We start from the raw sequence: 14452 nt of genomic DNA on the forward strand, positions 1-14452 counted from the left end.
GTTGGACCTGCCCGGCGCCTATCCCGCGTCGTCCGCCCCCGTCGCGGCGCCGCCGAGGTCGGCGGGGACCGCGTCCGGCAGCTCGGCCGGTTTGTCGGTGCCGCGGAAGGTGAGGCTGGCGGAATCGATGTTGGTCGGGTCGCCGTCGCAGTCAACGATGACGATCTGGCCGGGGTTGAGTTCGTTGAACAGGATCCGCTCGGAGAGGTTGTCCTCGATGTCACGCTGGATCGTGCGGCGTAGCGGCCGGGCACCGAGGACCGGGTCGAAGCCCTTCGTCGCCAGGTACTGCTTGGCGTTGTCGGTGAGTTCCAGCCCCATGTCCTTGTTACGCAGCTGGGTCTCGATCCGGCCGATCATGATATCGACGATCGAGAGGATCTCCTGGTGACGCAGCTGGTGGAAGACGATGGTGTCGTCGATCCGGTTGAGGAACTCCGGCCGGAAGTGCTGCTTGAGCTCGTCGTTGACCTTCTGCTTCATCCGGTCATAGTTCGAGTCGGAGTCATCAGAGGCCTGGAAACCCAACGAGACCGCCTTGGCCACATCACGGGTACCAAGGTTGGTCGTCAGGATGATGACCGTGTTCTTGAAGTCCACGATCCGGCCCTGACCATCGGTGAGCCGCCCGTCCTCAAGGATCTGCAGCAGCGTGTTGAACACGTCCGGGTGGGCCTTCTCGATCTCGTCGAAGAGGACCACGCTGAACGGCCGCCGACGAACCTTCTCAGTCAGCTGCCCACCCTCGTCGTAGCCGACGTAGCCAGGAGGCGCACCGACGAGCCGAGACACCGTGTACCGGTCATGAAACTCGGACATGTCCAACTGGATCAACGCGTCCTCACTACCGAAGAGGAACTCCGCGAGAGCCTTGGACAACTCGGTCTTACCAACCCCGGACGGGCCGGCGAAAATAAACGACCCAGACGGCCGCTTCGGGTCCTTCAGACCAGCCCGCGTACGACGGATCGCCTTCGACACCGCCTTGACCGCGTCCTCCTGGCCGATGACCCGCTTGTGCAGCTCATCTTCCATCCGCAGCAACCGAGAGGTCTCCTCCTCGGTCAACTTGTAGACCGGGATACCCGTCCAGTTACCGAGCACCTCAGCGATCTGCTCATCGTCAACCTCGGTGACCACATCCAGGTCACCGGCCTTCCACTCCTTCTCCCGCTGCGCCTTCTGACCCAACAACTGCTTCTCGGTATCCCGCAGCTGCGCGGCCCGCTCGAAGTCCTGCGCGTCGATCGCGGACTCCTTGTCCCGACGCACCTGCGCGATCCGCTCATCGAAGTCCCGCAGGTCTGGCGGCGCCGTCATCCGCCGGATCCGCATCCGCGCACCCGCCTCATCAATCAGATCGATCGCCTTGTCCGGCAGGAACCGATCCGAGATATACCGATCAGCCAGAGTCGCCGCCGCCACCAGAGCCGCATCCGTGATCGACACCCGGTGATGCGCCTCGTAACGGTCCCGCAGACCCTTCAAAATCTCAATCGTGTGCGGCAACGACGGCTCACCCACCTGGATCGGCTGGAACCGACGCTCCAACGCCGCGTCCTTCTCCAGATGCTTACGGTACTCATCCAACGTCGTCGCACCGATGGTCTGCAACTCACCCCGCGCCAGCATCGGCTTCAGAATGCTCGCCGCGTCGATCGCACCCTCCGCGGCACCCGCACCCACCAACGTGTGAATCTCATCAATGAACAAGATGATGTCACCCCGGGTACGGATCTCCTTGAGGACCTTCTTCAACCGCTCCTCGAAGTCACCCCGATACCGTGACCCAGCCACCAACGCACCCAGGTCAAGGGTGTACAGCTGCTTGTCCTTCAGCGTCTCAGGCACCTCACCCTTGACGATCCGCTGCGACAGGCCCTCCACCACAGCCGTCTTACCCACACCCGGCTCACCGATCAACACCGGATTGTTCTTCGTCCGCCGGGACAACACCTGCATGACCCGCTCGATCTCTTTCTCCCGACCGATAACCGGATCAAGCTTGCCCTCACGAGCCGCCTGCGTCAGATTGCGACCAAACTGATCCAACACCAAACTCGTCGACGGCGCAGCCTCACCCGGCGCCGTCCCCGCCGCCGCCGGCTCCTTACCCTGATAACCCGACAGCAACTGGATCACCTGCTGACGGACCCGGTTCAGGTCCGCCCCCAACTTCACCAGCACCTGCGCCGCCACACCCTCACCCTCACGGATCAAGCCCAGCAGAATGTGCTCAGTACCGATGTAGTTGTGCCCAAGCTGCAACGCCTCCCGCAGCGACAGCTCCAGCACCTTCTTAGCCCGCGGGGTAAACGGAATATGACCACTCGGCGCCTGCTGACCCTGCCCGATGATCTCCTCAACCTGCTGACGCACACCCTCCAGAGAGATCCCCAGACTCTCCAGCGCCTTCGCCGCCACACCCTCACCCTCGTGGATCAGGCCCAGCAGAATGTGCTCAGTACCAATGTAATTGTGGTTGAGCATCCGGGCCTCTTCCTGGGCCAGGACAACAACCCGACGCGCTCGGTCGGTGAACCGCTCGAACATGCCCTCGTGCTCCTCACATACCGTGCGCCTCGATGATCTAGATCGTGGCGGTGGCCGCTGCGTGAACGCCCGGGATGGGCGTCCGTGCCTTTTAACTCTATCGCCGCGGGCCGACTCCGCTGGGGTCCTGTCTCCCCCGGCGGTGCCGGATACGCGCTGTTTTGCCCAACCGTCCGCGCTCAGCAGGTGTTCCGGTAGCAGCGCTGCTACGCGCAGAGCGAAATTCGACCGCCGCCGGATCGACCCCGCGACACCCCCGGAAACCGCCACCGGCCCAGAAACAGCCCACCCGCCCCCAGCCAAGGACGGCACCGCAGGCCCCACCGGCGGTAGCGGCACCCACCCCGGCCACCGCCGGGCCGAGACACCGCAACGCCGGCCCGGAGTCTGCACTCCGGGCCGGCGTCCGCCAGATGCCGACTCAGTGGCCGGCGCGAGCGTGGTACTCGTCCACGATCTCCTGCGGGATGCGACCCCGGTCGGAAATCTCCTTGCCGGCCTTCTTGGCCCAGGCCCGGATCGCCTTGTTCTGCTCACGATCGGCGGTGGCACCGCCCCGGCCCCGGGCAGCCCGGCCACCCACGACCACGCCACCCCGGCCCACCTTCGTGCCGTTGGCCACGTACGCGGCGAATACCTCCCGCAATTTCTCGGCGTTGACGCTCGACAGGTCGATCTCGTACTGAACGCCGTCGAGGGCGAACTTGACGGTCTCGTCAGCGTCCCCGCCATCCAGGTCATCGACCAGCTTATGAATGATCTGCTTGGCCACGTCCCACATTCCTTTCCAGCAGGGTGCAGCGGTTCTGCGAATCCCGCAAGAGCACAATAACCCGGATGCCGCTCCGCGCGTCAATAGGATCCGGTTACGAGTCGGGTAGCCCGACCGTCACTCCGGTCGGACCAGCGGGAAGAGGATGGTTTCCCGAATTCCCAGGCCGGTCAGCGCCATGAGGAGCCGGTCGATTCCCATTCCCATACCACCAGACGGTGGCATTCCGTACTCCAGGGCCCGGAGAAAGTCCTCGTCGAGCTGCATCGCCTCGTCGTCGCCCCGCGCCGCGAGCCGCGCCTGGGCCACCAGACGTTCCCGCTGAACCACCGGATCCACCAACTCGGAGTAGCCCGTGCCCAGCTCGAAGCCGAGTACGTAGAGGTCCCACTTCTCGGTCAGGCCGGGCTCACTGCGGTGCGCCCGGACCAACGGGCTGGTCTCCTCGGGATAGTCCCGCACGAAGGTGGGCGCCAGCAGACCCGGGACGACCAACTCCTCGAACAGTTCCTCGGCCAGCTTGCCCGGACCCCACTTCGGGTCGACCGCCAAGTCCACCTTGTCCGCGTACTCGACCAGGCGGGTCCGCTCCGTACGAACCGTGACCTCCTCTCCGAGTGCTTCGGAAAGAGATCCGAACAGCGTCACCGAACGCCACTCACCGCCGAGGTCAAACTCACGACCGTCCGCGTGGGTCACCACCGTCGAGCCGCCGACCGCGAGCGCCGCCCGCTGGATGAGATGACGGGTCAACTCACCGATCGTGTCGTAGTCGCCATACGCCTGGTAAGCCTCGAGCATCGCGAACTCCGGCGAGTGCGACGAGTCAACGCCCTCATTGCGGAAGTTACGGTTGATCTCGAAGACATGATCTACGCCACCAACGAGCGCACGCTTGAGAAATAGTTCCGGAGCGATTCGTAGATACAGATCGGTGCTGAGGGCATTGCTGTGGGTCACGAATGGGCGAGCGGCCGCCCCGCCGTGCAGCAGCTGGAGCATCGGGGTCTCCACCTCGAGGAAGCCCCGATCGTGCAGGGACTCCCGCAGGCTCCGGACCGCGGTCGCCCGGGTACGCACCATCTGCCGGGCCTGCGGACGAACGATGAGATCAACGTAGCGCTGCCGGACCCGGGCCTCCTCACTGAGCGGCTTGTGCGCCACCGGCAGCGGGCGCAGGGCCTTCGCGGTAACCGCCCACTCCTGCGCCAGCACCGACAGCTCACCGCGCCGGCTGGTGATCACCTCACCGGTCACCCCGACGAGGTCACCGAGGTCCACCAGCTGCTTCCAGTCCGCGAGCCGCTGCGCGCCGACCCGGTCCAGGGAGAGCATGGCCTGCAGCTCGGTGCCGTCGCCGTCCCGGAGCGTGGCGAAGCAGAGCTTGCCGGTGTTCCGCACAAAGATCACCCGGCCGGTGACCGACACCTGGTCCCCGGTGGCCGTGTCGGTGGGCAGGTCGGCGTAGCCCTGGCGGATCTCGGCGAGCGTGCTGGTCCGCGGATAACCGAGCGGATACGGTTCGATCCCCTCAGCGAGCATCCGGTCCCGCTTCTCCCGGCGGACCTTCATCTGCTCCGGAAGGTCGTCGGCGGGGTCAACTGGTACGGCGTTCTGCTCGATCACGGCGCGCTTCCTCAGGCAGGGAATTCGGGCGGGGTCAGCCCCTGAGCGTACTCAAGGGCTCTCGCGGGGGACATCGGATAGCCGGCCGCCATGACCGAACCCACGCCCGCACCAGCGTCCGGGGGGCGAAGACGACCAATAACGACCGCAATAGCCGGAGTCACCCAACGCTGACTACCGGTCGTACCGTACTCGGGAGGTCCTGGCTCACACGTTACGGTCGTAGACCATCCGGAGCCCGATCAGAGTGATCATCGGCTCATGATGGGTGATCGTCCGGCACTCCTGCATCACCAACGGGGCCAGCCCCCCGGTGGCGATCACCGCCTTGACCGCACCCAGCTCCTCCACCATCCGCTCCACGATCCGATCCACCTGCCCGGCGAAACCGAAGTAGAGGCCGGCCTGCAGACATTCGACCGTGTTCTTACCGATCACCGAACGCGGCCGGGCGGCCTCGACCTTACGCAGTTGGGCGGCGCGGGCCGCGAGCGCGTCGAAGGAAATCTCGATGCCGGGGGCGAACGCCCCGCCGAGGAACTCGCCCCGCCCACTGATCACGTCGAAGTTGGTGGTGGTGCCGAAGTCGACGACGATCGACGGACCGCCGTAGAGGTTGTACGTCGCGAGCGTGTTGACCACCCGGTCGGCGCCAACCTCCTTGGGATTGTCGATGGCGAGTTGCACCCCGGTCCGCACCCCGGGCTCAACGATCATGTGCGGCACGTGGGCGTAGTAGCGGTCCAGCATCGTGCGCACCGACCGGAGCGCGGCGGGCACCGTCGAGCAGGCCGCCACTCCACTGATCTCCACGTCGGCGCCGGAGAGCAGGCCCCGGAACATCAACCCCAACTCGTCCGCGGTCGACCGCGGATCGGTGTTGATCCGCCACGAGTGCACCAGCTTGTCGCCATCGAAGGTCGCCAGCACGGTGTTGGTGTTTCCGATGTCGATGCAAAGCAGCACACCGACAGCCTAGACAACCGCCAGCGCGGCCCGGACCCCACGCCGCGGCGGGCCCGGCTCACCCGCCGCGCGATCGTCGGTTCCCACCCCGCGGACCACCGGAACGACCGGCGGCCCGCTCTCCCTCACTCCGTCCGTAGGTCCAGCGCGATATCCAGAATCGACGACGAGTGGGTGAGCGCGCCAACCGACAGGAAGTCCACCCCGGTAGCCGCCACGTCCGCCGCCACGTCCAGCGTCAGCCCCCCGGTCGCCTCCAACTCGGCCCGCTCCCCGACCGCGCTCACCACCTCACGCAGCGACTCCACCCCCATGTTGTCGACCAGCAGGAAGTCGGCGCCCGCCTCCACCGCCTCCACCGCCTCGGCGAGGGTGTCCACCTCCACCTGCACGCCCACGCCCGGGAACGCCGCCCGGACCCGCCGGAACGCCGCGGCCACCCCACCGGCCGCCAGCTTGTGGTTGTCCTTGACCATGGCCACGTCGTGCAGGCCCATCCGCTTGTTGGTGCCGCCGCCGGCGCGGACCGCGTACTTCTCCAGCGCCCGCAGGCCCGGGGTCGTCTTCCGGGTGTCCAACACCAGCGCCTTCGTGCCGGCCAACGCGTCGGCCCAGGCCCGGGTGTGGGTGGCGACACCCGACATTCGGGAAAGCAGGTTCAGCGCGGTGCGCTCGGCGGTGAGCAGCAGCCGGGTCGGGCCGGTCACCGTGGCCAGCACGTCGCCGCGGGCCACCCGCTGCCCGTCGTGGGCGACGAGCGACACCGCCAGCGTACGGTCGGCTCCGGTCACCTCGCCCACCAGCTCGAACACCGCTGCGGCCACCGGCAACCCGGCGACCACCCCGTCGGCGCGGGCGGCCACGTCCGCCGTGTCAACCTGGCTGTCAGGGATCGTGGCGACACTGGTCACGTCGAGAAACTCCGGCCCCAGATCCTCCAGGAGCGCGTCGATGATCACCCGTCGTACGCGCTCCGGGTCCAGCCCCGCCGCCCGCAACAAGCCCTCGGTCTCTCCGGTCATGTTCCCTCCCCACGCTCAGTAACCCCGAACCCCCGCCACCCCTGCCTCAGCCGGCCCTGCGGATCGATGGCACCGACCAGGTGGCCACGCCACCGCTCGTCGGCCACCGGAAAGTCCTCCCGCCAGTGGCAACCCCGGGTCTCCCGCCGCGCGGTGGCGGCAGCCACCAGCACGGTCGCCACGGTCAGCAGGTTCGTCGCCTCCCAGTCCGCGGTGCGGGGAACTCCCTCGGCGTCACCGAGCGCTACCAGGGCAGCCGCCGTGTCGGCCAGGGTCGCCGCCGACCGCAACACGCCCGCGCCCCGCGTCATCGCCCGTTGCAGGGCGGGAACGCCGGCGACGGGGAGCACCCGACCCGTACCCCCCACCCAGGCACCGGTCGGCGCCGGGCGCAGCTGCTCCGGCAGACCGGTCGCCAGATCGACCGCGATCCGGCGAGAGAAGACCAGCCCCTCCAGCAACGAATTGCTGGCCAGCCGGTTCGCGCCGTGCACACCGGTGCAGGCGACCTCACCGCAGGCGTACAGGCCGGGGATGGAGGTACGGCCGTGCAGGTCGGTACGGACACCGCCGGAGGCGTAGTGCGCCGCCGGGGCCACCGGAATCAGGTCGGTCGCCGGATCCACGCCGATCGCCAGGCAGGACGCCACAATGGTGGGAAAGCGGCGGGCAAGGAACGCACCGCCGAGGTGCCGGGCGTCGAGAAAGACATGGTCCGCGCCGGTGGCCAGCAGCACCCGGTGGATGCCCTTCGCGACCACGTCCCGGGGGGCCAGCTCCGCCAGCTCGTGCTGCCCGACCATGAACCGCTTGCCGTCGGAGTCGACCAGCTGGGCTCCCTCGCCCCGCAGCGCCTCGGAGACCAGCGGCTGCTGGGCGTGCCGGGCCCCGTCCACCCGGGCGGACGGCGGGACGATCAGCGCGGTCGGATGGAACTGGACGAACTCCACATCGGTGACGGCGGCCCCGGCCCGCAGCGCGAGGGCCACCCCGTCGCCGGTGGAGACCGCGGGATTGGTCGTTACCCCGAAGACCTGCCCCATCCCCCCGGTCGCGAGCACTACCGCGCGCCCCAGGATCGCCCCGACGCCGTCCTCGCTGCCCTCACCCAACACATGCAGGGTCACCCCACAGGCGGGGCCGAGCCCGTCCGGACCGTCACCGGGGGCCCGGAGCAGGTCCAGCACCAGGGCGTGCTCGACGAGCCGGATCCACGGATCCCGACGTACGGCGGCGTGTAGTGCCCGCTGCACCTCGGCACCGGTGGCGTCGCCACCCGCGTGCACGATCCGGTCCGCTCGGTGCCCGCCCTCCCGGGTGAGCATGAGCGAGCCATCCGGGTTGCGGTCGAACTCCGCGCCGATCCGCATCAACTCCCGCAGCCGGGTGGGCCCCTCCTCGACGAGGACCCGGACCGCCGCCGGATCGCTGAGGCCCACCCCGGCGACCTCGGTGTCCGAGGCGTGGGCCGCGGGGGTGTCGTGCGGATCGAGCACCGCGGCGATGCCGCCCTGCGCCCAGCGCGTCGAGCCCTCCTCAATGTCAACCTTGGAGACCACCGTGACGTGCAGGCCCGCCTCCCGCAGGTGGAGCGCGGCGGTCAGCCCGGCGACACCGGAGCCGACGACGATCACGTCAGTCGTCTCCACCCACCCGGGCGCGGGGGCCGCCAGTAGCCGGGGCAGGGCCGGCCAGTCACCGGTCGGTAGGTCCATCCCCACAGTCAACCCGAACAACGCACGCAGGAGGCGGCGGGGGCGAGACGAGTGGTTTGGGCAACGCCGTACCCGACCGCGCCGGTCTGCGCTCCGACGAGGCCGAAGCAGAGCGCAGCGAGCTCCCCGTCACCGGTTCCGGACCGGCAACCGGGCCGGACCGGCCCCCTGCAGCGACCCGGTCACCTGGCGGTCGCTGAGCCACAGGTAACAGCGGACCCCCCGATCGCCGACCTCCCACCGGCCGACACTGGGTGGACGGACCACCACATCGACCCGCAGCCGTAGCGTCGGGTCGTCGGGCACCTCAGCGAAGCGCGCGATCTCGCTGCGGCAGCCGGCGTAGAGCGGCGCCCAGTCCGCGTCCGCGGTGGGGTACGGGCGCTCCGGTGCCCGCCACACCCCGACGAACTCCGCGTCGTGCCGGCTGCGGCAGTCCACGGGGCGCAGGGCACCCACCCCACCGCCCCGATCCGGGCCACTCTGCTGGCAACCGAGCCGCAACGGCGACCCGTCGGCGAGCGCGCCACGCAGATTGCCGGTGCGCAGGACCGCCTCGGCGCCCGCCTCAGCGGTGGTCACCTCGGTGAGGTCACAGCGGTACCAACGGGAACCAGCGGCCCAGCCCGCAGGGGACGGGACAGCCAACCAGAGCCGCAGCCGCCCGGCCCGCCAATCGGCCCCCACGTACGTGCTGCTGCGGATGTCACAGTCGGTGAACGCGCCCCGCAGGTCGGCCGAGTCGGCAGCCGGTGGGCCCGACTGCCCGGTCGAGAAGGTGCCCACGTGCACGGTCTCGACCCGGTGCGGGAGCGTGCACTCCACCGGCTGGTACGCCGCCAGGGCCACCTGGGCGGTGGCGTCGGCCACCTGGCAGACCCCCGACTCGGGGGTGAACGGACGGGCGGCGGGCAGCGCCCCCCAGTCGTCGGTCAGGTCACCGTCGGTCGGCCCGGCGCAGCCAGCCAGCAGCACCACAGCGACCGCGCTCGCGCCCTTCCCCACCCGATGTCCCACGTCGCCTCCCAGGGTCGACGCCCCGTCTACCGACGAGTCCACCCAGGGTAGCCAAGAATGCCCGGCCAGTAACAGAGCCTGGTGGCGTGGCTCCGGTGGGCGGACGCATCGCGGCTGGGTACGAGGCCGGTGCCGCGCCCGCCCGCCAGCGGCGACACGCGGGCACGCGGCCCGGTCAGGCCAGCGAGTCCGCCAACGGGTTGGGGACCGGCGCCCCCGCCGTCCCGGGCGCCGCCGTGGCCGCATCCGCGGTCAGATCAACAATCCGGTTACCCGAATCGACGTGCACGATCCGCGGCTGGTAGGTACGCGCCTGCGCGTCCTCCAGCTGTCCATAGGCGATCAGGATGACCAGATCACCCGGGTGGACCAGGTGGGCGGCGGCGCCGTTGATGCCGATCACGCCGCTGCCTCGCTGGCCCGGGATCACATAGGTCTCCAACCGGGCGCCGTTGGTGACATCCACGATCGCCACCTGCTCGCCCGGGAGCAGGTCGGCGGCGTCCAGCAGATCCTGGTCCACCGTGACCGAGCCGACGTAGTGCAGGTCGGCCTGGGTGACCGTGGCCCGGTGAATCTTCGACTTGAGCATGGTGCGCAGCATCAGACGCCTTTCGTGAGGGTGGGTCAGAAACGCGGGGCGAGCTCGACCGACACGTTGTCGATCAGACGGGTGGTGCCGACCCAGGCGGCCACGAGCAGCCGCGCCGGTCCGGTGCCGGGCCCCGGCTCCAGCTCCGGATCGGTGAGCACCAGGTAGTCCAGTTCGACGCCGGGTGGGCCGGAGTCGAGAGCAGCGTGCGCGGCGGCCAGCACCGCGCCCGCGTCCGCGCCCCCGGCGGCGGCGGCTACCCCCGCCTGCAGGGCCCCCGACAAGCTCAGCGCAGCCGCCCGCCCGTCGGGCGACAGGTAACGGTTTCGGCTGGACAGGGCCAACCCGTCCGGCTCCCGGACCGTCGGCACGCCAACGATCTCCACCGGCACCTCCAGGTCACGCACCATCCGGCGGACCAGGGTCAGCTGTTGATAGTCCTTCTCGCCGAAGAACGCCTGGTCCGGCCGGGTGAGCTGGAGCAACTTCAGCACCACGGTCAGCACCCCGTGGAAGAAGCCCGGGCGGCTCTGCCCCTCCAACTCCTCACCGAGCTGGCCCGGGTTGACCCAGACCCGGGGCTGGCCCTGCGGGTAGAGCTCCGGCGCGGCTGGCGCGAAGACCACCGCCGCACCGGCCCGGCGGCAGATCTCCAGGTCCTCCTCGAGAGGGCGGGGGTACCGGTCGAAGTCCTCGTCCGGCCCGAACTGGAGGGGGTTCACGAAGATCGTGACCACGACGTTGTCCGCCTGCTCCCGGGCCGCCCGCAGCAGGGTCTCGTGCCCGGAGTGCAGGGCACCCATGGTCATGACGACGCCCACGGTGCCGGTCAGCGCCTCCCGCGCCGCCGCCAGGTCGGCACGGGTGTGCACCAGCTTGGTCACGCCGCCACCTCCCGATCCCGCCCACCCAACACCTCCAGCACCGGCTGCGCCGCCGCGGGCTGCAGCCGGCCGGCCGCAATCACGCGGTCCGCCGTCCGTCGAGCCAACGCCAGATAGGGGCCCACCGATTCCGGCGCGGTCGCCCCGAGCTGGGTCAGGTGCCGCTCGATGGTGCCGGCGTCGCCCCGGGCGACCGGTCCGGTCAGCGCATCGTCTCCGAGCCGCAGCGCGTTGTCCAAGGCGGCCCGCAACAGCGGGGCGAGCACCCGATCCGGCTCGGTCACCCCGGCGTCCCGCAGCCGGTCGGCCGCCTCGTTGACGAGGGTGACCAGGTGATTGGAGCCGTGCACGAGGGCGGCGTGGTAGAGCGCACGGTCCGACTCGGCGACCCACTCCGGTACGCCGTTGAGGTCGGCGACGAGCCGGGTGGCAAACGGGCGCAGCTGCGCCGGGGCGGTCAACCCGTACGAAATGCCGGGCAGCCGGGTGAGATCGTCCGGCGTACCGGTGAAGGTCATCGCGGGGTGCAGGGCCAGCGGGCTGGCCCCGGCCCCCACGACCGGCGCCAGTACCGCCAGGCCGTGCGCGCCGGAGGTGTGCGCGACCACCTGTCCCGGACGCAGTGCCCCGGCTTCGGCGAGGCCGGTGAGGACCCCCGCGAGGGCGTCATCCGGCACCGCCACCAGCAGGAGATCGGTGGCAGCGCGGGCTACCGAGGTCGCCGGCCGCCGTGGCACGTCGGCCAGGAGCAGCGCCATCCGCGCACGTGAGGCGGCGGAGCCCCCCGCCGCGGCGACGACCCGGTGCCCGGCAGCGGCGAGAGCAGCGGCCAAGACGGCACCGACCCGGCCAACGCCGATCACGCCGATGGTCAGAGAACGGAGGGTGGGAGCGTCAACCGCCTGATCGACAGGACGCGGAGACAGCACAGCACTCATAACGATGATCCAGTCCTCGGAGGGGTACCGGTCGTTGGCAAGTATGCGTCGCGGTGCCGGAACCGGGACAGGGAGGTGTGAAAACGTTCACCACCGGTGGTCCGGGGAGACCTGTTCGCCACCGAAGGCGACGAGCGGGGCCACTGCACAAGCGGGGCGGCCGGACCGAAGGAGGAGCTGATGTCGATCTGCTGGCGGGACGCGATGGAGCGGGCGCTGTACGGGCCAACCGGCTTCTTCGTCTCCGGTGGTGGCCCGGCCGACCACTTCCGGACCAGCGTGCACGCCTCCCCGGCGTTCGCGGCGGCCCTGCACCGGCTGATCGCCACCGTTGACGCCGCCCTGGACCACCCAACCCCACTCGCAGTTGTCGATGTCGGGGCGGGGCGGGGCGAACTGCTGCGCACCCTGCACGCCAGCACCGCCGCGGCCACCGACCCATCCCTCGCCCGCCGGCTACGCCTCACCGCCGTCGAACGTGCGCCGCGCCCCGCGGAGCTCCCCGCGGAGATCAGCTGGACGCAGGAGATCCCCACGGGCATCACCGGCCTCCTGCTGGCCACCGAGTGGCTCGACAACGTCCCGCTGGACCTGGCCGTGGCCACCCCGATGGGCTGGCGGTATCTCCTGGTGGACCCCGGCACCGGCGAGGAGACGGTCGGCAGCCCGGTCAGCCCGGAGGACGCCGACTGGTTGGCCCGGTGGTGGGCGCCGCCGGCCGACAACCCCGGCACCCGCGCCGAGATCGGCCGGACCCGCGACGACGCCTGGGCAGACGCCGTCGGGCGACTCGACCGGGGGCTGGCGGTCACCGTGGACTACGGGCACCTCCGGCAGGCGCGACCGCTCGTCGGGACGCTGACCGGCTACCGGAACGGACGGCAGGTCCCACCCGTACCCGACGGATCGTGCGACGTCACCGCGCACCTCGCCGTCGACTCGGTCGCCGCCGCCGGTATGCAGGTCGCGCAGCTCCCGTACACCCTGGTGGCACAGCGGACGGCGCTGCGGGCGCTCGGCGCCGACGGCCGCCGCCCACCGCTGGCACGAGCCGGCACCGACCCCGCGGGATACCTCCGGGCCCTCTCCGCGGCGTCGGCGGTGGCCGAGCTGATCGACCCGGCGGGCCTCGGCGGGCACTGGTGGCTCCTCCAGCCGGCCGGCGTCACCCTCGACCCACTCGTGGCACCATGACAGGCATGACCACGGACGCCGATCTCCGCGAACTGACCGTCGGCACCGGCGCCGGTGGGGAACAACTCGGCACGGACATGGTGCTCAACATCGGTCCGCAGCACCCCTCGACGCACGGCGTACTCCGGCTGCGGCTGGTGCTCGACGGCGAGCGGGTGGTCAGCGCCGAACCGATCGTCGGCTACATGCACCGGGGCGCGGAGAAGCTGTTCGAGGTCCGCGACTACCGGCAGATCATCGTGCTGGCGAACCGGCACGACTGGCTCTCCGCGTTCGCCAACGAACTCGGCGTGGTGCTCGCCGTGGAGCGGTTGCTGGGGATGGAGGTGCCGGAGCGGGCCACCTGGCTCCGGATGGCGCTCGCCGAGCTGAACCGGGTCCTCAACCACCTGATGTTCCTCGGCTCGTACCCGCTGGAGATCGGGGCGATCACCCCGATGTTCTACGCCTTTCGGGAACGGGAGACGCTCCAGGCGGTGCTCGAGGAGGTCTCCGGCGGGCGGATCCACTACATGTTCAACCGGGTCGGTGGGCTCAAGGAGGAGGTGCCGGCCGGCTGGACCGGGCGGGCCCGGGCGGCCATCGGTGAGGTCCGGCAAAGCCTGCCCGACCTGGACAACCTGATCCGCCGCAACGAGATCTTCCTGGCCCGTACCGTCGGCGTGGGGGTGCTCTCGGCGGCCCAGGCCGCCGCGTTCGGCGCCTCCGGACCGGTCGCCCGCGCGTCCGGCCTCGACCTCGACCTACGCCGGGACGAGCCCTACCTGGCGTATGACCAGCTCGACGTGCCGGTGGTGACCCGCACCGCCGGTGACTGCCACTCCCGCTTCGAGGTGCTGCTCGACCAGGTGTACGTCTCGCTCGACCTCGCCGAGCAGTGCCTGGACCGAGTGGACCGGCTCACCGGCCCGATCAACACCCGGCTACCGAAGGTGCTCAAGGCGCCCGAGGGGCACACCTACGCCTGGACCGAGAACCCGCTCGGCATCAACGGGTACTACCTGGTGTCCCGGGGGGAGAAAACGCCGTGGCGGCTCAAGCTGCGCACCGCGTCGTACGCCAACGTGCAGGCGCTGGCCACCCTCCTGCCCGGTTGCCTGGTGCCGGACCTGGTCGCCATCCTCGGCTCGATGTTCTTCGTGGTCGGCGACATCGACAAGTGAGCGGGCCGGC

At 70.0% G+C, this 14452-nt stretch carries 12 protein-coding genes; 2 read left to right on the top strand and 10 right to left on the bottom strand.

All coding sequences use genetic code 11. The features are described from left to right. Positions 1–18: 18 nt before the first annotated feature. The 10 genes from AC1UKG_RS16185 to AC1UKG_RS16230 form a co-directional block, all read right to left on the bottom strand. Positions 19–2553 (bottom strand): ATP-dependent Clp protease ATP-binding subunit, encoded by a 2535-nt coding sequence (locus AC1UKG_RS16185; protein ID WP_482642454.1) that lies wholly within the window; start codon positions 2551–2553, stop codon positions 19–21. A 421-nt stretch (positions 2554–2974) separates the two neighbouring features. After that, positions 2975–3325, bottom strand: a complete 351-nt coding sequence (locus AC1UKG_RS16190; protein WP_033660423.1) for a histone-like nucleoid-structuring protein Lsr2 — start codon at positions 3323–3325, stop codon at positions 2975–2977. 117 nt (positions 3326–3442) lie between these two features. After that, positions 3443–4951, bottom strand: coding sequence for a lysine--tRNA ligase (gene lysS / locus AC1UKG_RS16195; protein WP_018745219.1), 1509 nt, complete (start codon positions 4949–4951; stop codon positions 3443–3445). A gap of 207 nt (positions 4952–5158) precedes the next feature. Then, on the bottom strand, positions 5159–5917 hold the full coding sequence (locus AC1UKG_RS16200) for a type III pantothenate kinase (protein WP_018745218.1): 759 nt from the start codon (positions 5915–5917) through the stop codon (positions 5159–5161). A gap of 125 nt (positions 5918–6042) precedes the next feature. After that, a complete protein-coding gene (gene nadC / locus AC1UKG_RS16205; RefSeq protein ID WP_018745217.1) occupies positions 6043–6939 on the bottom strand; it encodes a carboxylating nicotinate-nucleotide diphosphorylase in 897 nt (298 codons plus the stop codon). Beyond that, positions 6936–8654: an L-aspartate oxidase gene (locus AC1UKG_RS16210; protein ID WP_018745216.1), complete on the bottom strand. Its 1719-nt coding sequence runs from the start codon at positions 8652–8654 to the stop codon at positions 6936–6938. The genes nadC and AC1UKG_RS16210 overlap by 4 nt, the downstream gene beginning before the upstream one ends. A gap of 129 nt (positions 8655–8783) precedes the next feature. Further along, complete coding sequence (locus AC1UKG_RS16215) at positions 8784–9671, bottom strand: septum formation family protein (RefSeq protein WP_475889818.1); 888 nt, start codon at positions 9669–9671, stop codon at positions 8784–8786. 175 nt (positions 9672–9846) lie between these two features. Continuing rightward, on the bottom strand, positions 9847–10275 hold the full coding sequence (gene panD / locus AC1UKG_RS16220; RefSeq protein ID WP_018815114.1) for an aspartate 1-decarboxylase: 429 nt from the start codon (positions 10273–10275) through the stop codon (positions 9847–9849). A gap of 23 nt (positions 10276–10298) precedes the next feature. Beyond that, complete coding sequence (panC, locus tag AC1UKG_RS16225; protein WP_018815113.1) at positions 10299–11147, bottom strand: pantoate--beta-alanine ligase; 849 nt, start codon at positions 11145–11147, stop codon at positions 10299–10301. Further along, complete coding sequence (locus AC1UKG_RS16230) at positions 11144–12085, bottom strand: Rossmann-like and DUF2520 domain-containing protein (RefSeq protein ID WP_018815112.1); 942 nt, start codon at positions 12083–12085, stop codon at positions 11144–11146. Before AC1UKG_RS16230 ends, panC begins: the two co-directional genes overlap by 4 nt. A gap of 180 nt (positions 12086–12265) precedes the next feature. Here AC1UKG_RS16230 and AC1UKG_RS16235 point away from each other — a divergent pair, with 180 nt between their 5' ends. Next, positions 12266–13279: an SAM-dependent methyltransferase gene (locus AC1UKG_RS16235; RefSeq protein WP_026271661.1), complete on the top strand. Its 1014-nt coding sequence runs from the start codon at positions 12266–12268 to the stop codon at positions 13277–13279. After that, positions 13276–14442 carry an NADH-quinone oxidoreductase subunit D gene (locus AC1UKG_RS16240; RefSeq protein ID WP_188116845.1) on the top strand — a complete coding sequence of 389 codons (1167 nt, stop codon included), beginning with the start codon at positions 13276–13278 and terminating at the stop codon, positions 14440–14442. The genes AC1UKG_RS16235 and AC1UKG_RS16240 overlap by 4 nt, the downstream gene beginning before the upstream one ends. The last annotated feature ends 10 nt before the right edge of the window (positions 14443–14452 follow it).

The organism is Salinispora sp. CH2A1_6, from assembly GCF_056820975.1.